Annotated in this window: 26 protein-coding genes; 8 read left to right on the top strand and 18 right to left on the bottom strand. The window is 65.2% G+C overall.

From position 1 onward, the window contains the following. Positions 1 to 22: 22 nt before the first annotated feature. A complete protein-coding gene (locus tag ACQR0Z_RS21700) occupies positions 23 to 145 on the bottom strand; it encodes a hypothetical protein (protein WP_434919968.1) in 123 nt (40 codons plus the stop codon). Between ACQR0Z_RS21700 and ACQR0Z_RS21695 the strand changes: the two genes are divergently transcribed. Both ACQR0Z_RS21695 and ACQR0Z_RS21690 read left to right on the top strand, forming a co-directional pair. Next, positions 138 to 2,240, top strand: a complete 2,103-nt coding sequence (locus tag ACQR0Z_RS21695; protein ID WP_434919967.1) for a protein-disulfide reductase DsbD family protein — start codon at positions 138 to 140, stop codon at positions 2,238 to 2,240. The two genes, ACQR0Z_RS21700 and ACQR0Z_RS21695, sit on opposite strands and share 8 nt — an antisense overlap. Continuing rightward, a complete protein-coding gene (locus ACQR0Z_RS21690; RefSeq protein WP_434920209.1) occupies positions 2,240 to 2,884 on the top strand; it encodes a DsbA family protein in 645 nt (214 codons plus the stop codon). Before ACQR0Z_RS21695 ends, ACQR0Z_RS21690 begins: the two co-directional genes overlap by 1 nt. A 15-nt stretch (positions 2,885 to 2,899) precedes the next feature. On the opposite strand, the gene ACQR0Z_RS21685 is transcribed toward ACQR0Z_RS21690, so the two are convergent. From ACQR0Z_RS21685 to ACQR0Z_RS21610, 16 genes are all read right to left on the bottom strand, one after another. Then, positions 2,900 to 4,867, bottom strand: a complete 1,968-nt coding sequence (locus ACQR0Z_RS21685) for a methyl-accepting chemotaxis protein (RefSeq protein WP_434919966.1) — start codon at positions 4,865 to 4,867, stop codon at positions 2,900 to 2,902. 232 nt (positions 4,868 to 5,099) lie between these two features. Continuing rightward, positions 5,100 to 5,441 carry a rhodanese-like domain-containing protein gene (locus ACQR0Z_RS21680; protein WP_434919965.1) on the bottom strand — a complete coding sequence of 114 codons (342 nt, stop codon included), beginning with the start codon at positions 5,439 to 5,441 and terminating at the stop codon, positions 5,100 to 5,102. Between the two features lie 48 nt (positions 5,442 to 5,489). Beyond that, positions 5,490 to 6,047, bottom strand: coding sequence for a YeeE/YedE thiosulfate transporter family protein (locus ACQR0Z_RS21675; protein ID WP_434919964.1), 558 nt, complete (start codon positions 6,045 to 6,047; stop codon positions 5,490 to 5,492). A 14-nt stretch (positions 6,048 to 6,061) separates the two neighbouring features. Beyond that, entirely contained in the window at positions 6,062 to 6,598 is a 537-nt protein-coding gene (locus tag ACQR0Z_RS21670; protein WP_434920208.1) for a YeeE/YedE thiosulfate transporter family protein, read from the bottom strand. Positions 6,599 to 6,685: 87 nt separating this feature from the next. Continuing rightward, positions 6,686 to 7,786, bottom strand: a complete 1,101-nt coding sequence (locus ACQR0Z_RS21665) for a YeeE/YedE family protein (protein ID WP_434919963.1) — start codon at positions 7,784 to 7,786, stop codon at positions 6,686 to 6,688. A 66-nt stretch (positions 7,787 to 7,852) separates the two neighbouring features. Then, entirely contained in the window at positions 7,853 to 8,293 is a 441-nt protein-coding gene (locus tag ACQR0Z_RS21660; RefSeq protein ID WP_434878210.1) for a DsrE family protein, read from the bottom strand. Between the two features lie 9 nt (positions 8,294 to 8,302). After that, entirely contained in the window at positions 8,303 to 9,205 is a 903-nt protein-coding gene (locus ACQR0Z_RS21655) for an alpha/beta hydrolase (RefSeq protein ID WP_434919962.1), read from the bottom strand. 11 nt (positions 9,206 to 9,216) lie between these two features. Further along, positions 9,217 to 9,651 (bottom strand): hypothetical protein, encoded by a 435-nt coding sequence (locus tag ACQR0Z_RS21650; protein WP_434920207.1) that lies wholly within the window; start codon positions 9,649 to 9,651, stop codon positions 9,217 to 9,219. A gap of 26 nt (positions 9,652 to 9,677) precedes the next feature. Beyond that, entirely contained in the window at positions 9,678 to 10,460 is a 783-nt protein-coding gene (locus tag ACQR0Z_RS21645; protein ID WP_434919961.1) for a c-type cytochrome, read from the bottom strand. Then, complete coding sequence (gene soxC / locus ACQR0Z_RS21640) at positions 10,399 to 11,682, bottom strand: sulfite dehydrogenase (RefSeq protein ID WP_434919960.1); 1,284 nt, start codon at positions 11,680 to 11,682, stop codon at positions 10,399 to 10,401. The genes ACQR0Z_RS21645 and soxC overlap by 62 nt, the downstream gene beginning before the upstream one ends. Positions 11,683 to 11,687: 5 nt before the next feature. Then, a complete protein-coding gene (gene soxB / locus ACQR0Z_RS21635; RefSeq protein ID WP_434919959.1) occupies positions 11,688 to 13,367 on the bottom strand; it encodes a thiosulfohydrolase SoxB in 1,680 nt (559 codons plus the stop codon). 21 nt (positions 13,368 to 13,388) lie between these two features. Beyond that, on the bottom strand, positions 13,389 to 14,213 hold the full coding sequence (gene soxA, locus ACQR0Z_RS21630) for a sulfur oxidation c-type cytochrome SoxA (RefSeq protein WP_434919958.1): 825 nt from the start codon (positions 14,211 to 14,213) through the stop codon (positions 13,389 to 13,391). A 33-nt stretch (positions 14,214 to 14,246) separates the two neighbouring features. After that, positions 14,247 to 14,573, bottom strand: a complete 327-nt coding sequence (soxZ, locus tag ACQR0Z_RS21625) for a thiosulfate oxidation carrier complex protein SoxZ (protein WP_434919957.1) — start codon at positions 14,571 to 14,573, stop codon at positions 14,247 to 14,249. Positions 14,574 to 14,590: 17 nt separating this feature from the next. Next, entirely contained in the window at positions 14,591 to 15,043 is a 453-nt protein-coding gene (gene soxY / locus ACQR0Z_RS21620; RefSeq protein WP_434919956.1) for a thiosulfate oxidation carrier protein SoxY, read from the bottom strand. Between the two features lie 20 nt (positions 15,044 to 15,063). Beyond that, complete coding sequence (soxX, locus tag ACQR0Z_RS21615; protein ID WP_434878202.1) at positions 15,064 to 15,507, bottom strand: sulfur oxidation c-type cytochrome SoxX; 444 nt, start codon at positions 15,505 to 15,507, stop codon at positions 15,064 to 15,066. Between the two features lie 125 nt (positions 15,508 to 15,632). Further along, positions 15,633 to 16,181 (bottom strand): SoxW family protein, encoded by a 549-nt coding sequence (locus ACQR0Z_RS21610; RefSeq protein WP_434878244.1) that lies wholly within the window; start codon positions 16,179 to 16,181, stop codon positions 15,633 to 15,635. Between the two features lie 120 nt (positions 16,182 to 16,301). Here ACQR0Z_RS21610 and ACQR0Z_RS21605 point away from each other — a divergent pair, with 120 nt between their 5' ends. Further along, the gene (locus ACQR0Z_RS21605; protein WP_434919955.1) at positions 16,302 to 17,018 is read left to right on the top strand and encodes a hypothetical protein; all 717 of its coding nucleotides are present in this window, start codon (positions 16,302 to 16,304) and stop codon (positions 17,016 to 17,018) included. Here ACQR0Z_RS21605 and ACQR0Z_RS21600 read toward each other — a convergent pair whose 3' ends face one another. Next, a complete protein-coding gene (locus ACQR0Z_RS21600) occupies positions 17,019 to 17,753 on the bottom strand; it encodes a cytochrome c biogenesis CcdA family protein (protein WP_434919954.1) in 735 nt (244 codons plus the stop codon). It abuts the gene before it with no gap. A gap of 120 nt (positions 17,754 to 17,873) precedes the next feature. On the opposite strand from ACQR0Z_RS21600, the gene ACQR0Z_RS21595 reads away from it, so the two are divergent. From ACQR0Z_RS21595 to ACQR0Z_RS21575, 5 genes are all read left to right on the top strand, one after another. Then, positions 17,874 to 18,263: a thioredoxin gene (locus tag ACQR0Z_RS21595; protein ID WP_434919953.1), complete on the top strand. Its 390-nt coding sequence runs from the start codon at positions 17,874 to 17,876 to the stop codon at positions 18,261 to 18,263. Positions 18,264 to 18,287: 24 nt separating this feature from the next. Continuing rightward, a complete protein-coding gene (locus ACQR0Z_RS21590) occupies positions 18,288 to 18,638 on the top strand; it encodes an ArsR/SmtB family transcription factor (protein WP_008960790.1) in 351 nt (116 codons plus the stop codon). 139 nt (positions 18,639 to 18,777) lie between these two features. Continuing rightward, positions 18,778 to 19,857, top strand: a complete 1,080-nt coding sequence (locus ACQR0Z_RS21585; protein WP_434919952.1) for a YeeE/YedE family protein — start codon at positions 18,778 to 18,780, stop codon at positions 19,855 to 19,857. Between the two features lie 555 nt (positions 19,858 to 20,412). Further along, positions 20,413 to 21,375 (top strand): response regulator transcription factor, encoded by a 963-nt coding sequence (locus tag ACQR0Z_RS21580; RefSeq protein WP_434878197.1) that lies wholly within the window; start codon positions 20,413 to 20,415, stop codon positions 21,373 to 21,375. 146 nt (positions 21,376 to 21,521) lie between these two features. After that, positions 21,522 to 22,742, top strand: a complete 1,221-nt coding sequence (locus ACQR0Z_RS21575; protein ID WP_434919951.1) for an ABC transporter substrate-binding protein — start codon at positions 21,522 to 21,524, stop codon at positions 22,740 to 22,742. Positions 22,743 to 22,796 lie beyond the last annotated feature (54 nt).

The following is a 22,796-nucleotide window of genomic DNA, read 5'->3' as shown; positions in this document are numbered from 1 at the left end:
GGCTGGAGCGAGCGAAATTCCATCATCGATCGCGCATCGAGCGGATCGCGTAGCGCGGCCTCGTCGTCAGGCCGCCTTGCGTCGAACCGCGCGGTACGACCGCTTGAGACATGCGCTGACCGCGCAGGGAGATCATCATGTCCATCCGCCATCCTGGCTGGCTCGGCCTGCTGCTGGGCGCGCTTCTCGTTGCGACGACGGGTGCGAGCGCTGGCGCGTCGCGGCCTCAACCGAACCTCGCCACGCGCCTGGTGGTCGGCGACGTCGCACGCGCCGACAGCGGTGTGACGACGGCCTGGGCCGGCCTCGACGTCAGGCTCGACGCCGGCTGGCATACCTATTGGCGCTCGGCCGGCGACGCCGGCGCGCCACCGGAGTTCGACTGGAGCGGCTCCGCCAATGTCGCCGATGTCACGGTCGAATGGCCGGCGCCACGCCGCTTCAGCGAGCAGGACATCGACACGTTCGGCTATGACGAGCACGTGCTGTTTCCGTTGCGGGTGCGGCTGAAGGATGGAGCAGCGCCCGCGTATCTCAAGCTGAAGGCGGTCCTGTTCGTCTGCTCGATCATCTGCACCCAGCAGGAGACGCAGCTCGAAGCCGACATCCCGGCGACGTCGCATCAGCCGAACGATCAGGCGCTGATCGAGGAATGGCGGCAGCGCGTGCCGCGCGAGTCCGCGCCCGGCCTCTCCGTCACTGCGCTACACATCGCGCGCCAGCCCAAACCGCAGTTGCGTCTCGAGGCGCGGGCGACGCCACCGCTACGCGCGCCCGACGTCTTCGTCGACGGCGACGACGCGGTGTCCGGCGGTCGCGCTCAAGTCAGCAACGGCTCGGATGGCGCCGTCACGATCCATGTGCCGTTGCACGGCCTCGATCAGGCCGCCGCTGGACAAAGGTTGCGGGTCACGCTGGTCGATGGCGACCGCGCGATCGAAGCCACGCTCCCCGTGGACGCTGATGCTGTGGCCGCCAAATCGGCAACGGCAAGGCCGCAGGCCGCCGCGGCATCGATCTGGAGCATCCTCGGCGTGGCGCTGCTCGGCGGCTTCATCCTCAACTTCATGCCCTGCGTGTTTCCGGTGCTGTCGCTGAAGATCGTCTCTTTGGTCGACCACGATCCGGCCCTCGCGCCATCACCGCGCCCGGCCTTCCTGGCGACGGCCGCCGGCATCATCGCGTCATTCGTGACTCTCGCCCTCATCCTCTCCGGTCTCAAGGCCGCGGGCGCGGAAGTCGGCTGGGGGCTGCAGTTTCAGCAGCCGGCTTTCCTCATCGCAATGATCGTCGTACTCGCCGCGTTCGGCGCCAATTTGCTCGGGCTGTTCGAGATCCGCCTGCCCTGGTGGATCGCCGGCCGTCTCGGCGGCGCCGCCGGCCGCAACACGATGGCGGGTCACGCCGTCAACGGCTTCGTCATGACGCTGCTCGCGACGCCCTGCTCGGCGCCGTTCGTCGGCACCGCCGTCGCGTTCGCGCTGTCGCGGGCGGCGCCGCAGATCCTGCTGGTGTTCACCGCCCTCGGGCTCGGCATGGCCGCGCCCTATCTGGGCCTCGCAGCAGCGCCGCGCCTGGCCGCGCTGTTTCCTCGGCCGGGCCGCTGGATGCTGACGCTGCGCGCGGTTGCGGCGTTTGCGATGATCGCAACGGCATCATGGCTGCTGCGCGTGCTCGCGGACATCAGCGGCGTTGCGGCCGCGGCCGTGCTCGCCGCTGTGTTGCTCGTGCCTGCGCTGATCCTGACGATGCTGCGCTTTCCGTTGCGGCGAACGGTCGCCTGCGCAGGCGTCATTGTCGCAATCGGGCTGGTGCTCACCGCCGCCACTGTGATCGGTTCGCCCGACAGCCAGGGACGGTCGGACAGAATCGCCTGGCGGCCGCTCGTGCCGACGGACATCGCGGCCCAGGTCCGCGCCGGCCATACCGTGTTCGTCGACATCGGTGCCAGCTGGTGCGTGACCTGCAAGGTCAACGAGACGCTCGCGATCGACAGCACCGCCGTGCGCAACCGTCTCACGTCTGATGTCGTGGCCGTCAGGGCCGACTGGACCTCGCACGACAATACGATCGCAGCGTACCTGCAATCCTTCGGCCGCTACGGCCTGCCCTTCAACGTCGTGTTCGGCCCCGGCGCCCCCGCCGGCATCGTGCTGCCCGAATTGCTCACACCGCAAATCGTGCTCGACGCCATCGACACTGCATCGACCAGCTCACAAAAGGAGACCCCCAAGACATGATGACCAGGAAGACCTTTTCAGCTTCGCTCGCGACGCTGCTGCTGCTCACGTCTGCCATGCTGCCGCTCCAGGCCCGCGCCGAGGATGACGACGGCGACATTCTAAGCGAGGCGCGCATTCTGCGCGATCCCGCCATTCCGGTCCTCGGCAACGCCGATGGCGACATCACGATCGTCGAGTATTTCGACTATCAATGTCCGTATTGCCGCAAGATCAGCCCGGACCTCGCCAAGGTGGTGCGCGATGATGGTCACATCCGTTTGATCTTCAAGGACTGGCCGATCTTCGGCGGGCCGTCGATCTACGCGGCCCGCATGACGCTGGCGGCGAAGTACCAGGACAAGTTCGCCGAAGCCCACGAGGCGCTGATCTCGCTCAAGGACAAGCTCTCGGAGGCGAACGCCGATGCCGCGCTTTCGGCCGCCGGGATCGACCTCGCGCGCGCCAAGGCCGATCTGGCCGCCAAAGGCAGCGAGATCGATGCCGTCCTCGCCCACAACCACGAGCAGGCCATGGGCCTGGGCTTCCAGGGCACCCCGGCCTTCATCATCGGCCGCTTCCGCGTGCCCGGAGCGCCCAACGCCCAGGCCTTCAAGCAGGCGATCGCGGATGCGCGGAAGGCTGCGGCGGCGTCCACGAAATGAGCCGGCTCGCCGGCCTCACGCCGCCCTGATGTGAGCGAGGAACTGGTCGACCTCGCTGCGCAGCCGTGTCGACTGCTGGGCGAGCTCACCGGCCGCCGACAGCACCTCGTTGGCAGCATGACCGGTCTGCACCACACCGCTTGTGACGCCTGCGATGTTGCGCGTGACGTCCTGGGTCTTGCCGGCGACGAGGTTCACGTTGCCGGCAATCTCGCGGGTGGCCGCGTCCTGCTGCGCGACCGACGAGGCGATGATGGTCGAGATCTCGTCGACCTCCCGGATCGTGGCGCAGATCAGGCCGATGCTCTGGACGGCGGCCGCGGTCTCGGTCTGAACCGCGGCGATCTGGGCGCCGATCTCCTCGGTCGCCTTGGCGGTCTGGGTCGCCAGCGTCTTCACCTCGCTGGCGACGACGGCAAATCCCCTGCCCGACTCGTCGGCCCGCGCGGCCTCGATGGTCGCATTCAGCGCCAGCATATTGGTCTGGCTGGCGATCTGGTTGATCAGCGCGACGACCTCGCTGATCTTGCTGGCGGCGATATTGAGCCGTTGCACCTTGTCGTTCGACTGCTGTCCCTCGTCCGCCGCCTTGCGGACGACCAACGACGCACGCTCGAGCGTCTTGCTGATCTCGTTCATCGACGATGACAGCTCCTCGGCCGCCGAGGCGACGGTGTTGACGTTGTCGGATGCGGAGCCGCACGCCTGCGACACGGTCAAGGCCTGCTGCCTCGACTGGTCGATCGTCGCCGACATCGACCGGGCTGTGGCTTCCATCTCGATCGCTGCGGCCGAGACGGCATCGACCACGCCTCGCACGCTGGCTTCGAAACCATCGGCCAACTCCATCAGCATGCGGCGGCGATCCTCCTCGGCGCGGGCCTGCGCCTTCTCTTGATCCGCCTGCAGATCCCGCATCCGGATGGCGTTGTCCCTGAACACCGAGACGGCACGCGCCATCTGTCCGACCTCGTCCTTGCGCTGGGCGGCGGGAACGCGGACATCCAGGTTGCCATCGGCAAGCTCGCGCATGGCGCTCGTCATCTGGACGATGGGACGGGAGATGCCGCGGGCGATCAACAGGCCGGCGAATGCGATCAGCGCGAGACCGGCCAGCGTTGTTCCGATCGCAATGGCGCCGGCGCGATTGCGGGCCTGGATGAACTCGCTGTTGTCCATGACGATCTCGACCGCGCCGATCGGCTTGCCGGAGAAATCCTTGATTGGGCCCAGCAGGGCAACGACCGGCACGCCCTTGAGCTGCCCCTGGCGCGACAGGAAGCCGCCGGCGGATGCCCCCCTATACTCGCCGCCTGCAAAGAACGACGTCTCGCCAATCGTCGTCGCAAACAGCTTGAAGGCCGCGTCGCCAGCCAGGCGAAACGCGACATCGACATTGCGGCTGCGCTTGAATTCGTCGAAGAAGCCCTGGCCGAAGGTCAGCCCGAACTCGACCGAGCCCAGATGCTTGCCCGCGGAGACGATCGGTACCACGCCGCGGAGGCCGAGGCCGGCGACGCCGCCCTCCAGCCCGACGACCGGCTTGCGATCGGTGTTGGCGGCCACGACGGTCTTGCGGAAGCTCGATAGATCGTCGCCAAACTTGGCCGGCTGATGCACGCGCAGAAAGGAAATCGCCGGGGCCGTGTGGAACTGAAACTGATCAACGCCGTAATCGGACTTCAGGCTCGCCATGCCCGCGCCGAACAACCGCATCAAGGCGTCCCGGTCGTTCTGCGCCATGGCCTCCTGGACCGCGGGAATCTTGGCGACGACCGCGCTCATCGCCTCCGCGCGGGTCGACTCCAGTTGCAGGCGCGAATTGAAGGCGTCATATTTGGCGTGGAGTTCGCGTTCATTGGCGCGGTCGATGATGCCGCCAATGATCCACATGGCGACCATCAGCACGAACAGAGCCGTCGCAGCCGCACCGATCACCAGGGACAGAGTGATCCGGGCCCTCAAGCCACCAAGCTTCAGCATGCAATCCTCGACGGTTGACTGGTGCTCGAGTATTGCAGCGGCGGAACTAATTATTCCTGAACAAATAAGCTAATGACGCGGACTGATCAGCAACAAACTGGCGGCGAGACGTCAATTGCGATTAACCTACGACACTCTCGTTGGGAGACAGATAGGCTGGCCGTCCAGCACGCCTCAACCAGGCCGGAGCAACACAACAGATCAGAACATCCCGACCGGTCATCGGTAGCGCCTAGGCGACAGGACCACCGCGTGCGCGCCAGCCGTTCATGCCGCCGGCATAGTGGCGAATGTCCTGCCGGCCCGCCGACAGCGCCCGGCGCAACGCGGTGGCCGAGCGGCCGCCGGCCTGGCAGATCAGGACGACCGGCTTGTCGTGCACGAGGCTCTCCGGATCGAAACGCGACAGCGGATGGTTGATAGCGCCCGGGATATGGCCGCCCTTGAACTCGTGGGGCTCGCGGACGTCGACGATGATGCAGCTGCGCTGCTGATGCACCTTGACCAACTCGTCATGCTGGATGGCTGGCACGCTGGTCGATCCCGTCAGCTTGTTGAACAATCCTGCCAGCATTGGATGAACCTCTCGACTATCGATGATGGGCAGATCGGGCGAAGCGGCCTAACCTTGCGCGCGCCTCGCCTTGGCCTCCGAAGCCTCAACCCAGAAGAAGAACGCGCCAGCGCCGATCGCGAGCGCGGCGAACCAGACACCATCCGGCACACCGGTGATGTCCGGCAGCCGCAACTTGCCGAGTGCCCAGACATTCAGGATGTGAGCCTTCACCCAGTCAAAGCTGAGCGCATAGAGGATGGCGCCGACGATCATTCCGAAGGCTCCGACCGCCGCATGCACGCTGCCACTGGCGATGGCACCGAGCGCGGTGCCCGGGCAGTAGCCGTAGACCACCATGCCGATGCCGAACAAGGCCGCGCCGAGCGCGACCGCCAGCATGTTGGCGTCCTTGACGTAGTATTTGGTGTTGCCGGTGTCGACCAGCAGCAGCACGCCGATGCCGCCGACCACGATCGCCGTGCCCATCACCTTCAGGACGGTGAAGTCGCGCAACCGGAACTGGTTCTCGATCACGTTGCAGCTCGTGACCTTGCCTTGCTGCAGCAGATAGCCGAACACGGCGCCCATCAGGATCGGGCCTGCGATGCTCATCAAAGATGTCATGACCTCTCTCCGTCTCAGGCTTTGCGGAACATCAGGCGCGACACGACCAGGCCGGTCGCAAACATCACCGCCAGGAACAGCCAGCTCGACAGCGCCAGTTGCAGCCCGCCGGATATGCCATGTCCGCTAGTGCAGCCGCCGGCCAGCCGCGCGCCGTACATGATGACGATGCCGCCGAGGAACGCGGCGACGAAGCGTTTGAGCACCGACGGACCGAAGCGCTGCTTCCAGACCTCCGGCACCAGCTCGAGGCGCCACGTTCCCGAGATGATCGCCGACAGGAACGCGCCGAGTGGAATGCCGACAAGGAACCACACGCCATAGTCCCATTTCAGCGGCATCGACTTCCAATAGCTGTTGGCGGCGACGACGTCGGATCCGACCACCGGCGCAGCAAACAGCGAGGCGACGCGGGAAAACGCCGTCGTCACGCCAAGCGGATCGCCGAACCCGGCAAAGGCCACCCAGCTCAAGATGCCGATACCGGCCCCGACCAGATAAGGCGACCAATCGATGGGCTTTCTCGCATCTCCGACGACGACGTCGGTCATGATCGTCATGACACCTGTCCTCCCTGATGGCGCGCGGCGCGCTGCTACCACGCATTATATACGTACATTCGCACTTGTGAATATAAATTATGATGGCGTCACCGCGCTCGGCAGCATCTCGCCTTGCACCTGTTTGGCTCCGAGCAGCCAGCGGTCGAGGACGAAATCGGTCACGGCCGCGCCGAGCCACATGCCGCCGAGCACGATCCAGGCGGTCAGCGCGAACACCGACGCTCCGGTCACGCCGGCGCCGACGGCGCAGCCTCCGGCCAGCATCGCGCCAAACCCCATGAGGACGGCGCCGATCAGATAGCGCCGCATGCCGCGCCCATCTGAGAAGCCTTCGAGATTGAGCTCGCGGGCCAGCGCCGCGGCGACGAATGAGCCTATGAAGACGCCCGGGATGATGCCGAGATCGAAGCCGGGCTTCAGCTGCTGGCTGGCCAGCACCTGCATGAGGAGCTCGGCGGACGGGCCGCTGAAGGTCAGGCTCTTCAGCGGCACCGGCGCGAACGAGGCCTGGCCGAGCTGATACGTCAGCAGCCAGCCGGCGGCGACCGCCGCGCCGGCGGCCACGGCCGAGCCCATGACCTTCGCGCCGACCTGAAACTTCGACACGGCGGCGAGCCCGGCCACGAACCACAACATGCCGAAGCCGAGCTTCTCGGGCGTGCCGCCGCCGAACAGGCTCATGATGTCGCGCGACGGCCCGCCGTCGACGAGCCAGAGCTTGGTGAGCCACTCGCGCGCCGGCGCGAGCAGGCCATGATAGGCGGATTGCGCGGTCACCGCAAAGATCAGGCCCGACAGCAGTGCCCGCAGATTGCCGTTGGCGGAGAGCACCAGGAGCCGGCTGGCACAGCCGCGGGCCAGGATCATGCCGCAGCCGAACAGGGTGCCGCCGATCATCGCGCCAGAGATACTCCCCTGCTGCGCCAGTTGCCGCGCTTCGGACACATCGAGGAGGCCCATCGCCACCAGCGCCTGGGTGCCGAGCAGCGCCGAGGCGAAGGTGAGGAGCCACACCGCCAGACGCGGGCCGCCCTGTCCGCGGGCGAACTCGATCGTCGCCGCCCGCAGGCAAAAGCGGCTGCGCTGGGCGAAGAAGCCGAACGCGCCGCCGACCGCAAGCCCGCACAGCAGCGACACCAGCTCCTCACCCAACAGGTCGATCAATGCGGTGAGCACGGGCGCTCTCGTCGTTCTGTCTGCCGCTCAACGCGCCGGGCGGCATCGGCTGCGACATACGCGCCGTCACGGGCGCAGATAGGCATATCCGCTCTGTTGCAGCTCGGTGAGGCGCACCACCCCGCCCTTCTCCGCCACCGCGAAGCCGGGCAGGAGATCGTCGAGCTTCACGCCCTGCGCCTTCATGGTGTTGGCGCAGGCTTCGAAACCGACGCTGGCTTTCATCAGCCGCTCCGCCAGCGCCGCGATGGTCTGGTCGGCCGAGATCGCGTGGAAGGCGCGCAAGCCGGGACCGTGGATCACCAGCCGAATGTCCGCGCGCCCCGGTCCACCGATGCCATCGACGTGGTTCTGGATGTTGCCGAGCACGAACAGCGCGCGATCCTGGTCGGCCAGATGATAGGCGACGCGCTGGCGCGGAGACTCCGTCGCGGCCCGGGCGCTACTGACACCCAACATTCCGAACAGGCCGGCAAGCCCGGCTTGCATTAGAGATCGTCGTTCCATGAGTTACTCCTAACGCGCGGCTGCAATGAATCCTGCGATGCGATCTGCGGCATCCTCGGCGGCGAGATCGTGAAAGAAATGATCGGCGTCGTCGATCGTCTCCAGCCGGACACGGCTGCCGGCGCGAGTGGCGAGCGGCGCGAACGATGCGACCACGTCCGGCACGGTCTTATCTTGCGCGGCCGCCAGCACCAGAACCGGGACACTGACGTCCGCGATCAGCGCCGCTGTGTCCTGGCGCCGGTCGGCGCGATAGAAGGCGGCGAAGGCGCGCGCGGTCACCTTGGCATCGCGGCAGTAGATGAATCCCGGCACCGACATCGAGTCGCCGCCGCGTCCAGCTGATACAGCGCCTTCGGCCTTTTCGAGCAGCGGCGCCAAGGGCTGGCCATAGCTCTCCGCATAGGCCGCCCTCAGGCCGGTCTCGATGCCCGCCGTGGCCGGCGCCAGCAGGATCGCGCCTTCGATCGCAGCCTTCGGGTTGGCGACCAGATAGCGCGCGAGCTGATTAGCGCCGCGCGAGTGCCCGAGCACGAAGATCCGCGACGCAGTCTTGCGCGCCTCGGCGAGCCAGGCGGCGATCTCTTCGATCGCATCATCCGGCGCGTAGTCATGCGGCTTGGCGCAATCATACATGCCGGTGCGGCGATCGAGCCCGAGCACGAGGTTGTGCGCCAGCGAGCCGATGCCGCGCTCGGCCAGCGCCTTCGACAGGCTCTGGATGGTCTCCATGTCCTTGTGCGCGAGCGTGCCGTGCGTCATCAGCACCAGGGGGACATCCGGCCCCGACTGCGCCGGCAGCCGGAGCGTGGCGAGCGCCGTACGGCCGCCGATCACGAGCTCGCGCGGCTCCTCAGCGGCTAGCGTGACCGACGCCACCAGACAGACGACGAGAGCGAGCCACCAGCGCATCGCAAATTCCTTCAGGGACGTACGATCGTCCAGTTCTTCTCCGACAGCTCAAGCAGAGTCGCGACCCCGGTTTTGACGACGGTGACGCCGGCGAGCAACGGCGGCTGCCGGCCCTCCTTGCTCGCGAGCGTCTCCAAGGTGTTGCCGCAGGCGATGAAGCTGACATTGGGCATCGACTTGGCGAAGCCGAGCACCCGCTCCTTCACCGGCGAGCGGTCGGCCAGCAGCATGTCGAGCCCGCCGTTGAACGCCACCACCACGATCTCGACCTCGTCGCCCTCGCCCGAATAATGCCGGGACACATTGGCGGCGACGTCGAGCACCGCACGCATCTTGGCCGGATCCTCATCGCTGATCTGCAGCGCGAGCCGGTGCGGCTCCGCTGCGGCGGCAATCGAAGCGCTCCCGATTATCGCAAGCGTAACGGATGCAGCCGCCAGCAGCATCTGGCGGCGGCTGCATCCGGCCATCGTCACTCGACGCCCCGCGGCTTGCCGTCCTTGTCCTCGGGCGTGACGTCGACGGCGGTCGCACGTCCCGTGATCTTGACCGGCGCGATGCAGTTCTTCATGCACGGGTCCTTCTGCCAGAAGGCTTTCTCGCTGGTCGCTCGGTTATCCATGATGAACCCGCCCTCGTTCGGCATCTTGATCGTGGCGAGATTCTTGTCGGTCAGCTCGAAGTTTTGATCGGTGATGACATCATTCAGATAGAGCACATAGGCGACCAGCGCGTAGTACTCGTCGACTTTCAGCGACTGCGGGCTGCCGAACGGCATCGCGTGGCGAACATAGTCGAACAAGGTCGAGGCGTAGGGCCAGTACGAGCCGACCGTCTTGACCGGATTGTCCGAGGTGAGCGAGCCCTTGCCGCCGGCGAGTACCGGCCAGCGGCCGGCCCCCTCGCCGAACTCGCCATGACAGCTGGCGCAATTGTCCATGAACAGCTTTTCGCCCTGGGCGACAGTGCCCTTGCCGGTCGGCAGACCCTGCCCGTCCGGCCGCACGTCGATGTCCCAGCCGCGGATCTCCTCGACCGTGGGCGCGCGGCCGATGTTGAAGCGCTGCGGCGCATTGGCTTCGGTCTTTGCCTCAGTCTTGGCGTCGGTCTTGCCCGCGATCTTCTCCCCCGAACCGCCGGCGAGCGCCACCGAGCCAGCGAGCGTGGCAAGCGCGGCGGCTGCGATGATGAGCTTAGGCGACCTCGACATTCTCGACCTCACCGTTTGCCTGCACATGCCAAGTCTGTATGCCATTGTTGTGATAGATGGAGTTGTAGCCACGCACCTTGCGCAGCTCGGCCTTGGACGGCTGGACGTATCCGGTCTCGTCCTGCACCCGCGACTGCAGCAGCAGCGGCTCGCCGTTCCAGTCGAACTCGTAGTAGAAGCGCGTCAGCGCCTTATCGAGCACAGGGCCGTCGATCCGCGCCGGCCACCAGTTGCGGCCGCCATCGAGCGACACGTCGACGCGCTTGACCTTGCCGTTGCCGGACCACGCCAGGCCCGAGACGATGGTGAAACCCTTGCCGTGCTTGATCGGCGCCTGCGGGCTCGGGCTCGTGATCACGGACTTTGCGTCCATCGACCAGGTGAATCGGCGCGCCTTGCCGTTCGGCAGCAGGTCCGTGTACTTCGACGTCTCCTCGCGGGTGTGCCAGGGCTGATCACCGACCTCGATGCGCCGCAGCCACTTGACCCAGAGATTGCCCTGCCATCCCGGCACCACAAGCCGCATCGGATAGCCCTGCTCGGGATACAGCGCCTCGCCGTTCATCTTGTAGGCGATGATACAGTCGTCGAGCGCCTTCTCGATCGGCAGGCTGCGATCCATCGACGCGGAGTCGGCGCCCTCGACGAGCAGCCATTTGCCGCTGGGCTTGACCCCGGTCTCTTCCAGCAGCGTGCGCAGCGAGACGCCGGTGTATTGCACGCAGTGGATCATGCCGTGCGTGAACTGGCAGCCGTTGAGCTGGGCGCCGCGCCATTCCATGCCCGAATTCGCCGCGCATTCCATGAAGTGGATGCGGTTGACGCGCGGGTAGCGCTTGAGCTCGTCGAGCGACAGCAGCAGCGGCCGCTCCACCAGGCCATGGATCATCAGCCGGTGGTCGGCCGGATCGACCTCGGCGACGCCACCGTGATGGCGCTCGAAGCACAGCCCGTTCGGCGTGATGATGCCTTCCAGCTCATGCAACGGCGTGAAGCTGACCGAGGATTCGCGCGAGGCTGTCAGCCATTCGACGTCGCGGCGGATGACGTCCTTCTCGAATTTCGACGGCTTGCCGTAGGGACGCACGGCGACGCCCTCCCCGAGCGTACGGGTCCATTCCGGCACGTTCGGCGGCTGGTTGGCGGGATTGCCGGCGCCCGCACGCGCCTGCGACGCCAGCGCGGTGGCAGCGAAGCCGCCTGCTGCGGTCAGGAAGCCACGGCGCGACGCGCGAGATACTGAGGAAAGTGATTTGTCCTTGGACATCGTCGTCACACTCCGGAGACTTTGACGGCCCGGTTGGGCTCGAGACGCACGGTTTTCTGGCGCTGCAGATAGCTCGACACGACCTCCCAGATCGGCGGGCCCTGCGTGCCTTCATTGACGCTCGCCCAGCCCGCGACCTGATACTCGCGCGCCGGGTCGATCGCCGCGCCGGTCTTGATCAGGCGCATGTCGGAGATGCGCTGTCCCTGCGGCTTGTTGACGTCGATGGCGTAGGACATGCCGCCGATGCGGACCATGTCGCCGCCCTGCTGGTAGTACGGATCAACGTTGAACAGATTGTCGGCGACGTCCTCGATGATCTCCTTGAGGCGCGTGCCGGTCATGCCCATGCGGTAGACCGCGGGATAGGTGATCGCGGTGGCGTTGGTGACGTCTTCGAAGGTGATGTCCTGGCCCGGCATCACGCTGGTGCCCCAGCGGAAGCCCGGCGACAGCGCGATCTCCGCATCACGCTCCTGCAGCAGCGCCTGGCAGATGAGGTCGTCGAACGTGCCGTTGAAATTGCCGCGGCGGTACAGCAGCGTTTCGGTCCGTCCCAGTGAGCGGCCGAGATCGGCAGCAAACGGCTTGCGCACCTCGGCAATCTTGGCCGCCATCGCTGGATCAGGCGTGATCACGTCGGAAAACAGCGGGATCAGCTTGTACCGATAGCCCTTGACCTCGCCATCTCTGACGTCGAGATCGAGCCGTGATACGAACTTACCCGAGGAGCCCGACGCGATCAGCAAGGTCTTGCCGACCTTGACCGCTTCAGGCAACGCATCATGGGTGTGACCGGTGAGGATGACGTCGAGGCCCTTGACGCGGCTCGCCAGCTTACGGTCGACGTCGAACCCGTTGTGCGACAGCAGCACCACGAGGCCGGCGCCATCCTTGCGAGCCTTGTCGACCTGCGTCTGCACGTCCTCCTCGCGAACGCCGAACGACCAGTTCGGAATCATCCAGCGCGGATTCGCGACTGGCGTATACGGGAAGGCCTGGCCGAGCACCGCGATCTTGACGCCGCCACGCTCGATCATCGTCGAGGCCTCGAACGCCGGCTCGTTCCACTCGGTGTCGCGGATGTTGAGGCCGAGGAACGGAAAGCCGAGTGCGTCCACCGCCTGCTTGACGCGCTCGGTGCCGTAGGTGAACTCCCAATGCCCGGTCATCGCATCGGGCCTCAAGAGCGCCATGCAGTCGATCATGTCCTGGCCGCGGGTCTTCAGCGACGACCACGATCCCTGCCAAGTGTCACCGCCGTCGAGCAGCACAACCTTGTCGCCGCGCTCGGCGCGGATGGCCTTGATGACGGTCGCGGCGCGGTCGAGCCCGCCGATCCGCCCGTAGGTCTTGGCGAGCGCCTCGAAATCCTCCGAGGTCAGCGCATAGGCCGACGACGAGCCTGGCGCGATGCCGAAGCGGGTGAGGAAGTCCTTTCCGGTGACATGCGGCGGCTGCCCCTTGGCGTCGCCGACGCCGAGATTGGTCGAGGGTTCGCGGAAGTACAGCGGCATCAGCTGGCCGTGGATGTCGGTGACATGCACCAGCGTGACGTTGCCGACCGGATCGAACGCCAGCAGCTCCTTCTCGGTTAGCTTCTGCTGCGCAAAGGCCCGGGACGTGCCGCCCGTCAAGGCAGCCGCCGCCAATGCGACCTGAACGAATTCGCGACGCGATATCATGATGTGTCTTCCTAGTGTCCGCTAGTTGCGGACCGACGGTGTCTCGACGGGCAGGCCGATGCCGCGCCAGGCGACGTAGAGCTCGAGCGCGAGGAACTCGTCCGACAGCGGCTTGTAGGGCACGCCGCGAACGTCGAACATGCAGCCCTCGAAGCGCTCGTGCAGCGGGATCAGGCGCTGATCACGCAGCCGGTAGGTCGGAAAGCCGTTGGTCTGGCCCTGGCTGAGGAAGTCGGCGCGCATGAACTTGCCGTTGTTCTTCTCATGGCAGGAGGCGCAGGCGAGATCGAGCTGGCCGACCCTGGTGTAGTAGATCTCCTTGCCCTTCTCGAACCAGGGCGACATCGGACCATCGGTCTTCACCGCCACCGCCATGCCGCGCGACTGGAAGCGGACGAAGGTCGTCATGTCCGTCAGCTCCTTGGACTTGAAGCCCCAAGGCTGCGCCTTCATGTGTTCGCTGCGACAGATGTTGATCTGCTGCTCGAGATTGACCGGCTTGTTGAGCTTCTCGCTCCATTTCGGCATCGCGGCGCCGACGCCCTTCATGGCTGTCTCGGCCTCGCCGTGGCAACTCATGCACGATTTGCCTTCGCTGCCGTCGACCGCCTTCCACATGTCCGCAGCCCGCTCCACCGCGAGGAAGCCCGGGTTCTCCAGGTCATCATCCTGGAGAGCGCGCGTTTCCTTGGTACGGAACTGATAGCCCGAGATGATGGTCTTGAAGACGTGGCCGGGAGGCGCCGGAATGCCCTTCCGTTCCGCCTCCTGGCCGAACACCGCAATGGCCGAGAGTGTCAGCGCGGCCGTGGCCAGGACAGCGAGAGAACCGTAGCGAATGGACATTCGTCACTCCCCGTAGCGATCGCACGCGGCCGGTCAGGCTTTCAACGCGATCTTTTCCTCGGCCGTCACCACCGAGCCGTCATCATCCGTCCAGGCGAACTTGAAGGTGCCTTCCTCGTCGACCTTCGCGTCGAACTGAATATACGGATTGGCGGAGATCGCCGGCTCCAGCACGCAGGAGAACACCGGCTTGCCGTTGAACTCGCACGCGAACTTGTTGATGATCTTACGTGGGATCGGCTTGCCCTGCGCATCCTTGCGCTGGCCCGATTCCATCAGATGCGAGACCAGCGTTTTGATCTGGATGATCTCGCCCTTCTTGGCTTCCTTCGGAAGCTTGATCCGCGGCTTGTCTGCCATGTCTTCTCTCCCCTGTCTCAGCCGCCGCAGCCGCCGATGGTGACCTTGACGGTCTTGCGCTCGGTGAACAGCGAGCCGTCGCTCATCTTGGCGACCGCGATCACGTTCTGGGTCTGCGCCAGGCGGATCCGGATCGAGGCCTCGGCCTTGCCGGACATCGGCGTGAACATCAGCGTCGCGACGCCAGCGTTCGGATTGCCGTCGGCCACGAACAGCACTTCCTTGACGTAGTTGTCAGCCGTCATCGGGCTCTCGATTGAGAGCGCGAGCGGCACGGTGTTGCCGTTCTCGGCGATCTCAGGCAGATCGAGCGTGATCTTGCCCTTCGTGGCTTCCTTGCCGCCGGTGAACTTCTTGATCATCTCGGCCGCGTCATTGCTCGGCTCGGCGTTGGCGGCCATCGGCAGCACCGTCAAGGCGACGAAGCCGCCGCCGAGAAGGAATGCCTGTCGTCTGTTGATTGCGCCCATGCATCATCCTCCAGAGGCGGTTATTTCAATGTTTCGAGATAGGCCACGACGTCCTCGACCTGCGCGGCGGTGAGAACCGGCTTGCCGACAAACTCGGGACGCACGCGATTGAGGCCGTCGTTCTTGTGGAAGGCGGGCATCACCGTATCGGTGAAGATCCGCTTGGGATCGGCAACGATGAGGCGCAGCTGCGCCGTGTTGTAGCGGGTCGCGACGCCGTCGAGCGATGGACCGAACTCGCCGTGAAACTCCTCGGACTTCAGAGAAGACACCTGATGGCAGGCGAGGCAATTGCCCAGCGTTCGAGTCAAAAACACTTTCTTGCCGGCACCGGCATTGCCGGGCGTTCCCGTCAATGATTTCGGAATGGCGTAGTCGACGACATCGAGCCTGATCGGCTCGTCACCTCGCGCGGTTGCCGAGAGCAACGCGCAGAACAAGGCGGCCGGAATCAAACGGCGCATGCTTCCACCCTGACCGACGAGGCTTCCCCTCGCCTGCTGATGCAACGGACTTACGGCCCGTCATATTCACGAATTATGATTTGATAATGTGATTGAAGTCAACGGAAATCGATGTCGCAGTGCACTCAACCTCTGGAGGCGGCGAGATAGTCGCGAAACGTGCCGCGCTCATAGGCCTTGTCGCGCACGAAACGGAACATCGCCAGGAAATGCGGCGGCTTGAGATAGCCCGGCGCGCGAGCCACCTCGCGCGCGAGCGGCTCCTTGGCGGCGACGCCGTCCGCAGACGGCGGAAAGAACTGGAAAGTCGGCGTGAACCTGATGGCGTAGCGCTCGGCCAGTTCCTTCTCGGTGAGCTCCTTGCCGTCGAAGTCGGTGACCTTGCGTGAGCCGAGCAGATTGAGCTGCAGCACCTCGAAATTCGCGCGGATGTAGTCGGTGATGAGGGGATCAGCGAAATTCACCAGATGTGTCTCGCGGCAATAGGGACAGCCGCGCAGCTCCCACATGATCGCGAGCCGCTTGCCTTCCGATGCAGCGCTGTCGAGATCTTCGCGGAGATCGAGGAAGCTGTTGAGGAACCACGACTGGTGATAGAGCCCGTCGTCGCCGAGCACGGCATCGGCGCGCGCCAGCGTCGGCATGGCACCGAGGACAGCAGCGGCAGGCACCATGGCAACCAGTTCGCGCCGCGACATCATCGGGTTCGAAGTCATGAGCCTCCCCGCGCTTTGCCAAATCTCTCGAAGTTCGATACACCATATTCGAATAATAGAATGTGAAAAGGACGTTCGATGCTGCGCCGCGCCATCATCCTGTCCCTCGCGCTGTCGTGTCTCGCCCCAAGCGTCCATCTGCAGGCCGCAGAGAAAGCGGACATCGCGGCGATGATGCCGGCGGCGATGGTCAGCCTGCGCGCGGCTGCGAGCTATGCGCGGACCGGCAACATCGGCCTTGCGCAGATCGAGCTCGATGATGCCCGTCGGGCCTGGGCAAAGCTCGGCGGACTGGCCGCGCGCGCGGCGGCCCCCTATTCCAACCCGTCGCTTTCGGAGCTGATCGGGGGCGGAAGCGATCGCCTGAGCAAGGCTGACGCGGCGCTGGCCTCAGGTGATGGCGCTCGCGCCGCGGCGGACATCGCCGCGCTGCGCCAGTCGATCCACGCCCTGAGGCGCGATGCGGGCGTCATCGAGCTCAGCGACTGCGTGTTCGAGCTCGTTCCCGTCATGAATATCTTGCGCGACGCCGCGGCACGGTTCTCCACGACCAAGGCAGGACCTGGCGAGGTCGTCGAGGCCGGCGCCGCCCTGCGCGCGCAGTTGCAGCGCTGCAACGGCCTCGCCACGCCGGACGTTGCAAGCCAGGCCGAATTCCGCCGCCTGATCGACGGCGCCAGCTTGAGTGCCCAGGAGATCGGGCGCGCCGCGCGCGAGGGCGATGCCGGTCTCGTGCATCGCTACGAGATCGAGCTGCAGTCCTTCGTCAACCTGCTCGACTTCCGCTATGGCTGATCAGCCGATGGTGGCGAGCGATGGAAAGCGCTCGAAGATCCATTCCGACATCCGCGGGATGACGCCGGCGAGAAAGGCTGCGCCGGTAAGGACGAGAAATCCGCCCATCGTCTTCTCGACCAAGGGCAGATGCGGCTTGATCCCCTTCAGCATCGCCATGAACTGTCCGGTGAAGGCGGCCGCGATCAGGAACGGGATTCCCGTGCCGACCGAATAGGCCGCGAGCAGCAGCGCGCCCTTCCCCACGGTCGCCTCCGCGCCGGCCATCATCAGCACGGCGGCGAGCACCGGCCCGGCGCACGGCGTCCAGCCGAAGGCGAAGGCCAGCCCCATGACGAACGCGCCGAGCAGGCCGGCCGGCTTGCGGCCGACGTCGATTGTCGCGCTGCGGTACAGCAAGGGAATCCTGAGCGCCCCGAGAAAATGCAACCCCATCGCGATGATGACGAGCCCGGCGAGGATGCCGAGCTGGCTGAGATGGCCGGCGATGAAGCGCCCGAAGACGGAGGCTGTCGCCCCCAGGCCGATGAACACCAGCGAGAAGCCGGCGACGAAGCACAGCGCCGTCAGCACCGTCCGCCGCCGCTGGACCATGCCGCTCTCGATGATGGTATCGGCCGCCGAGACGCCGGCCATGTAGCACAGGAACGGCGGGACGAGCGGCAGAATGCAGGGTGACAGGAACGACAGGAGGCCGGCGGCAAGCGCAGCGCCGAGCGTGACGTCGAGATCCATCTCACCTCCCCCGCGACCAGTGCTGCGGCCCCATCTGCATGGCAGGCTTCGGAATTCACGCACTGGTACATATTCGAATTTAATGATAGATTGGCGGGCAAGTCCAGAGAGGATGGCGGCATGGCGGGTCAAATCACCATTCGCAGGCTCGCAACGCTGGCATCTGCCGCGGTCGCTTTGCTGTGCCTGTCGGTCCCGCTCCTCGCCTCCGAGCTCGTGATGTTCGAGCGCCCCGGCTGCGGCTGGTGCGCCCGGTTCAATGCCGAGATTGCGCCGATCTATGCCAAGACCGACGAGGGGCGCGCACTTCCCCTGCGGCGGGTCGATCTCACCCGGCCGCTGCCGGCGGATCTCGCCGGCATCGACCCCGGCGCCTTCACGCCGACCTTCGTGGTGCTCGACCACGGCCGCGAGATCGGCCGGATCCGCGGCTATCCGGGCGAAGCATTCTTCTTTGGGCTGCTCGGCCGCCTGATGAATGCTACAAGCGGGACGCCGCCCCGCTCCTGACCGACAATCGAGGATCCCAAATTCATGCCGCTGCCGAAGTTGAAGGACATCGAAACCTCCGCCGAGCTCGAGCAGATGATCGAGAAGGCGCGCGAGGCCAGCGAGATGCTGAAGGCGCTGTCCCACGAGTCCCGGCTGCTGCTGCTGTGCATTCTCTCCGAGGGCGAAAAATCCGTCACCGAGCTCGAGCAGTTTCTCGGCGAGCGGCAGTCGACCGTCTCGCAGCAGCTCGCCCGTCTCAGGCTCGACCGGCTGGTGACAACGCGGCGCGACGGCAAGACGATCTATTACAGTCTCGCCAGCGAGGACGTGCGCAAGATCCTGACCGCGATCTATGACGTCTTCTGCGAGCCGGTCCGCAAGCGCCGCCGCTGACCGTCTCTGCGCTGCGAGATCGTCGGCCGCATCAGAAGCAGGCGGCCGCAAGCGCTGGTATCGGACTGCGGAAGAGTTCTGGCTTTGCCAACAATCCTGGCGCACAATCGCCCGGACACGAACAAGGACATCGGGAGGAATGCTCAGTCCGTCAGCAATGACGTTCCTATGCGGGCTGCTGGCGGGCGCCGTGCTCGGAGTCGCCGGCCGTGCGGGTCGTTTTTGTACCCTCGCGATGCTCGAGGACGCATTCTTCGGCGCCGATACGCGGCGGCTCAAATCCTTCGCCCTGGCAGCGGCCTCGGCGCTGGTCGCGACCCAGCTGCTTGCCAGCTTCGGCCTCGTGGATCTCTCCCGTTCGATCTACCTGACCTCCTCGATTCCGCTCGGCGGTGCCATTCTCGGCGGTTTGCTGTTCGGGATCGGCATGGCGCTGGTCGGCACCTGCGGCTTCGGGACTCTGGTGCGCATCGGCGGCGGTGATCTGCGCGCGATCGTCGTCTTTCTCGTGCTCGGCGTCTCGGCGCTGGCGGCGATGCGTGGTCTCACCGGATTCGTGCGCGTCGGTTTGATCGAGCCGCTGTCGGTGCATCTGCCGGAGACGATGAACCAGGGCATGGACACGCTGCTATCCGCGGCCATCGGCTCCTACGCGCGGCCTGTCATTGTCTCGGTCGCTGCCGTGGCGCTCGCGGCCTGGGCGCTGGCTGATGGCCAGCTGGTCAGGTCGCCCCGCCTGCTGTTGTCGGGCCTCGCCGTTGGCGGCGCGGTCGCCTTCGGCTGGTTTGCAACCGGCTGGCTCGGCCATGATGATTTCGACCCCGAGCGGGTGGCCTCGCTCACCTTCGTCGCTCCGCTCGGCAACACCGTGCTCTACATCGCCACGCTCTCGGGCAGCCACGCCGACTTCGCGATCGGCTCGGTCGCCGGCGTCATTCTGGGATCGTTCGTGGCGGCCATGTTCTCGCGCGTCTTCCGCTGGGAAGCCTGCGACGACGCCCGCGAGCTGAAGCGCCACATGACCGGCGCGCTCCTGATGGGCACCGGCGGCATCATGTCGATGGGCTGCACCATCGGCCAGGGCCTGTCTGCATTCTCGACGTTGGCGCTGTCCGCACCACTGACGATGCTCGCGATCAGCTGCGGCGCGCGGCTTGGCCTAGAATACACGATGACCGGCGAATGGCGACCGGCGCTGCGCAGCCTGCTGCGGATCTAATTGGTGACAACCGGTATTTGTTATGCGCCGTGGACCAATTCGTCCTCAACCGTCCGGGAAGAGAGTCTTTGCGCGCTGATCGAGCGCCCAGAGCCTCAGGGCTTTCGAAGATGACTGCCTTTCGCCGTGGACACGAGGCGGCCGCGCGGGCTTTGAAGCAGGGCCTGCCATGTTTGCCGTCACTGCCGACACGTCGGCTTCGATCTTCATCCGGCCGTAGAGTAGCGCCAGTAAGTGCAGAGCAGCTTAAGGCCACGAGGCCGAGCGGCAGCCCCGATGCCGACGGTCATTGGGCCATGACCGGTCTTTCCCAAAGCAAATAAGTCCAGCTTGAAAGCTGCGCGAGATAGATCTGGCGATTTCCTGGGCGTAACGGTTCATCCGGTGTGCTCTTGAGCTGCTCTGACATCACACTGTCTAGTGTTAGCTCATGCAGCATCGGTTTTTAGCGCCGGCCCGCATCAGAGGCCTTGGCAGCCCGCAAAAAGGCTGGTTCAATTTGCATGGCATTTGCATGATCCTCGCGAGATCACCCGTCCGGTCTGAGACCCCGATATGGAAGCTCGAGCCGATCTTAGGACATTCAGCGCGTTCGTTCTCGAGCTGTACGAGCGCAGTCAGGTGCTTGATCCCGTCGATCTCCTGCATTGGAGCATCGACAGCCTCGGTGCCACAACGGCGTGCGACGCCAATTGGGGGGGCTGGGCCGACCTCAGTTACGACGCCATCGAGATCTGCGGCTCGGTCTCGCGCAACCTGCCGCCCGACTTCGTGAAATTCTGGTCCGACATCAAGCACGAAGATCTGCTTGCCCGTGACTTCATCGAGACCGGTTGCGCATACCCGACCTACAGCCGCCAGGGGACGCGGCATACCCCAGGCATGGTGGCGCTGTCCGACCGGTACAACATCGACAAGTTTTCGACCATCGTGGTCGACAACAAGCGACTGCCCGTGATGCTGTTTATGTCCTGCTACCGGAGCGGCCGCTCAGCACGGCCACTCGCCGAGGACGAACTCAGATTTTTGCGCGCGGCACTGGACCATGTGGAATTGGCCGTCGAGCGCAAGGCGCTGGGTGGGCCAGACGGGAAGCATCTTCTGGTCAATGAGAGCGGCCGTGTGCTGGCCGCTTCACCGGAAACGCTTCGCGCCCTGCGCGATGTCTGGCCTGGCTGGAAGGGAGACCGTCTGCCGGCCCGGCCGCCGCGGCATTCGTCGCGGCAGATCGTGTCGATCGAGAAAGTCCGCTTCGAAATCCAGCTCGCATCTCAGCTGGCGGACCCGCACCTCTATTATGTCCGCCTGCTCGGCAAGGACCCTTGTGACAATCTCACATTGCGCGAGCGGCAGATCGTCGCCCATATCGCCGATGGCCTGACGCATAAGGAAATCGCCCGACATCTCGGCATCTCGCCGGCAACGGTGCGCAATCATACCCAGGCGGTGCTGACCAAGCTCGGCGCCCGCAACAAGGCCGCGCTGCTCAAACTGATCCATTCCGCGGCCGCCGGCTGAACCGCGAGCCATTCGCCCTGCCCTAATGCATCTGCATCATACCGGGGTCCCTTCCGTCGCCGTACCGTGACGATCGCTGATGATCGAACGCAGGTCAGGACAGGACACCGCACATGCAGATCGCACGCAGAACACTGCTTGGAGGAATGGCAGCATCCGCTCTGACCGGATCGCTGGCCGGCCGTGCCGCGGCCGCGGATGATATTTTGATCGGGGTGCCTACCGCCCAATCATCCCCCGTCGGGGTCGGCGACCAAAAGGACTGGCTCAACGGGGTCACGCTGGCGATCGATGAGATCAATGCAGCCGGCGGTGTCGCCGGGCGCAAGCTGCGCGCGGAAGTCACCGACATCGACATCATGACACCGGAAGGCACGGTGTCGGCGATGCAGACCCTGACGGGCAAGCGCGTCCACGCCATCGCCTCCGCCTTCGTGCTCATTCCGCAGCCAGCGATGGATGCCGCCGCGGCGTCTGGGACCCCCTATCTGCACGGCAACACCTCGATCGCCTCGCTCGAGCTCGTGAAGTCAAGTCCCGCTAAATACAAGAATATCTTCCAGATCGATCCCGCCGAGACCTGGTACGGCTACGGCTTCGTGCGCTATCTGAAACAGCTCACGGCCGCTGGATGGAAGCCGAAGAACAAAAAGATCCATATCGTGCAGGAGCAGATCTCCTACACCCAGGTGATCTCCAAGTCGGTGCAAAAAGCCATCGCCGAATCCGGCGGCGAATGGGTGCTGGGTCCCGTCACCGACATCCAGTTCCCGGTTCAGGACTGGTCGCCGGTACTACGTGCGCTGCACGATTCCGATGCGGGCGTCATGTTCATCGACCATTGGGTCGCGGCGGAGCTCGCAGCCTTCGCCCAGCAGTTCGCGGCCGATCCGGTGAAGGGCTCGCTGGTCTATCTGCAATACGGCCCGAGCCAGCCGGAGTTTCTCAAGCTCGCCGCCGGCAGCGCCGAAGGCATGATCTGGGGGACCGTGATCGGCACCCATGCCGACGGCAAGGGCAAGGATTTCCGCAGCAAGTACATCAAGCGCTACGGCGACAATATGGGCATCGTCTATACGGGCAGCGGCTACGACACCGTCAAATTGCTCGCGACCGTGTGGGAGAAGACCGATCCGTCGAATTTCGACACGGTCGGCTCGGCGATCCGCAAGCTCCGTTACGAGGGCGTCTGCGGCACCTATACGTTCGACAACGCTGAACAGGCGCCGCCCTGTCATCCCTGGCAGACAGAGGATGTGAAGGCGGGTATCAGCCATCTGCTGCTGCAGGTGCAGGACGGTCAGCATAAGATCATCGCGCCGGCCGAACTGGCGGAGGTCAAGATCAAGCCTGCTCCCTGGTTCTGAACGCAACGCACGCGGATCACCGACCATGCTGCCAGCTGGCGCGTGCTTCGGATG

This window comes from Bradyrhizobium sp. HKCCYLS3077, from assembly GCF_051167555.1.
Classification (GTDB): Bacteria; Pseudomonadota; Alphaproteobacteria; order Rhizobiales; family Xanthobacteraceae; genus Bradyrhizobium.
The sequence above is the reverse complement of the archived record's forward strand: the minus strand, read 5'-3'. Positions and strand labels throughout refer to the sequence as shown.

Excerpts from the sequence above, each read along its gene's own strand:
- ACQR0Z_RS21700 (WP_434919968.1), bottom strand. The coding sequence starts at position 145 with ATGGACATGATGATCTCCCTGCGCGGTCAGCGCATGTCTCAAGCGGTC.
- soxB (WP_434919959.1), bottom strand. The coding sequence starts at position 13,367 with ATGATATCGCGTCGCGAATTCGTTCAGGTCGCATTGGCGGCGGCTGCC.
- ACQR0Z_RS21670 (WP_434920208.1), bottom strand. The coding sequence starts at position 6,598 with ATGACCGACGTCGTCGTCGGAGATGCGAGAAAGCCCATCGATTGGTCG.
- ACQR0Z_RS21680 (WP_434919965.1), bottom strand. The coding sequence starts at position 5,441 with ATGCTGGCAGGATTGTTCAACAAGCTGACGGGATCGACCAGCGTGCCA.
- ACQR0Z_RS21580 (WP_434878197.1), top strand. The coding sequence starts at position 20,413 with ATGGAAGCTCGAGCCGATCTTAGGACATTCAGCGCGTTCGTTCTCGAG.
- ACQR0Z_RS21685 (WP_434919966.1), bottom strand. The coding sequence starts at position 4,867 with ATGCTGAAGCTTGGTGGCTTGAGGGCCCGGATCACTCTGTCCCTGGTG.
- ACQR0Z_RS21645 (WP_434919961.1), bottom strand. The coding sequence starts at position 10,460 with ATGGCATACAGACTTGGCATGTGCAGGCAAACGGTGAGGTCGAGAATG.
- soxZ (WP_434919957.1), bottom strand. The coding sequence starts at position 14,573 with ATGGCAGACAAGCCGCGGATCAAGCTTCCGAAGGAAGCCAAGAAGGGC.
- ACQR0Z_RS21610 (WP_434878244.1), bottom strand. The coding sequence starts at position 16,181 with ATGGTGCCTGCCGCTGCTGTCCTCGGTGCCATGCCGACGCTGGCGCGC.
- ACQR0Z_RS21650 (WP_434920207.1), bottom strand. The coding sequence starts at position 9,651 with ATGCTGCTGGCGGCTGCATCCGTTACGCTTGCGATAATCGGGAGCGCT.
- ACQR0Z_RS21690 (WP_434920209.1), top strand. The coding sequence starts at position 2,240 with ATGACCAGGAAGACCTTTTCAGCTTCGCTCGCGACGCTGCTGCTGCTC.
- ACQR0Z_RS21655 (WP_434919962.1), bottom strand. The coding sequence starts at position 9,205 with ATGCGCTGGTGGCTCGCTCTCGTCGTCTGTCTGGTGGCGTCGGTCACG.
- soxY (WP_434919956.1), bottom strand. The coding sequence starts at position 15,043 with ATGGGCGCAATCAACAGACGACAGGCATTCCTTCTCGGCGGCGGCTTC.
- ACQR0Z_RS21590 (WP_008960790.1), top strand. The coding sequence starts at position 18,288 with ATGCCGCTGCCGAAGTTGAAGGACATCGAAACCTCCGCCGAGCTCGAG.
- ACQR0Z_RS21585 (WP_434919952.1), top strand. The coding sequence starts at position 18,778 with ATGCTCAGTCCGTCAGCAATGACGTTCCTATGCGGGCTGCTGGCGGGC.
- soxC (WP_434919960.1), bottom strand. The coding sequence starts at position 11,682 with ATGTCCAAGGACAAATCACTTTCCTCAGTATCTCGCGCGTCGCGCCGT.
- ACQR0Z_RS21575 (WP_434919951.1), top strand. The coding sequence starts at position 21,522 with ATGGCAGCATCCGCTCTGACCGGATCGCTGGCCGGCCGTGCCGCGGCC.
- ACQR0Z_RS21695 (WP_434919967.1), top strand. The coding sequence starts at position 138 with ATGTCCATCCGCCATCCTGGCTGGCTCGGCCTGCTGCTGGGCGCGCTT.
- soxX (WP_434878202.1), bottom strand. The coding sequence starts at position 15,507 with ATGCGCCGTTTGATTCCGGCCGCCTTGTTCTGCGCGTTGCTCTCGGCA.
- ACQR0Z_RS21660 (WP_434878210.1), bottom strand. The coding sequence starts at position 8,293 with ATGGAACGACGATCTCTAATGCAAGCCGGGCTTGCCGGCCTGTTCGGA.
- ACQR0Z_RS21595 (WP_434919953.1), top strand. The coding sequence starts at position 17,874 with ATGGCGGGTCAAATCACCATTCGCAGGCTCGCAACGCTGGCATCTGCC.
- ACQR0Z_RS21605 (WP_434919955.1), top strand. The coding sequence starts at position 16,302 with ATGCTGCGCCGCGCCATCATCCTGTCCCTCGCGCTGTCGTGTCTCGCC.
- ACQR0Z_RS21600 (WP_434919954.1), bottom strand. The coding sequence starts at position 17,753 with ATGGATCTCGACGTCACGCTCGGCGCTGCGCTTGCCGCCGGCCTCCTG.
- soxA (WP_434919958.1), bottom strand. The coding sequence starts at position 14,213 with ATGTCCATTCGCTACGGTTCTCTCGCTGTCCTGGCCACGGCCGCGCTG.
- ACQR0Z_RS21675 (WP_434919964.1), bottom strand. The coding sequence starts at position 6,047 with ATGACATCTTTGATGAGCATCGCAGGCCCGATCCTGATGGGCGCCGTG.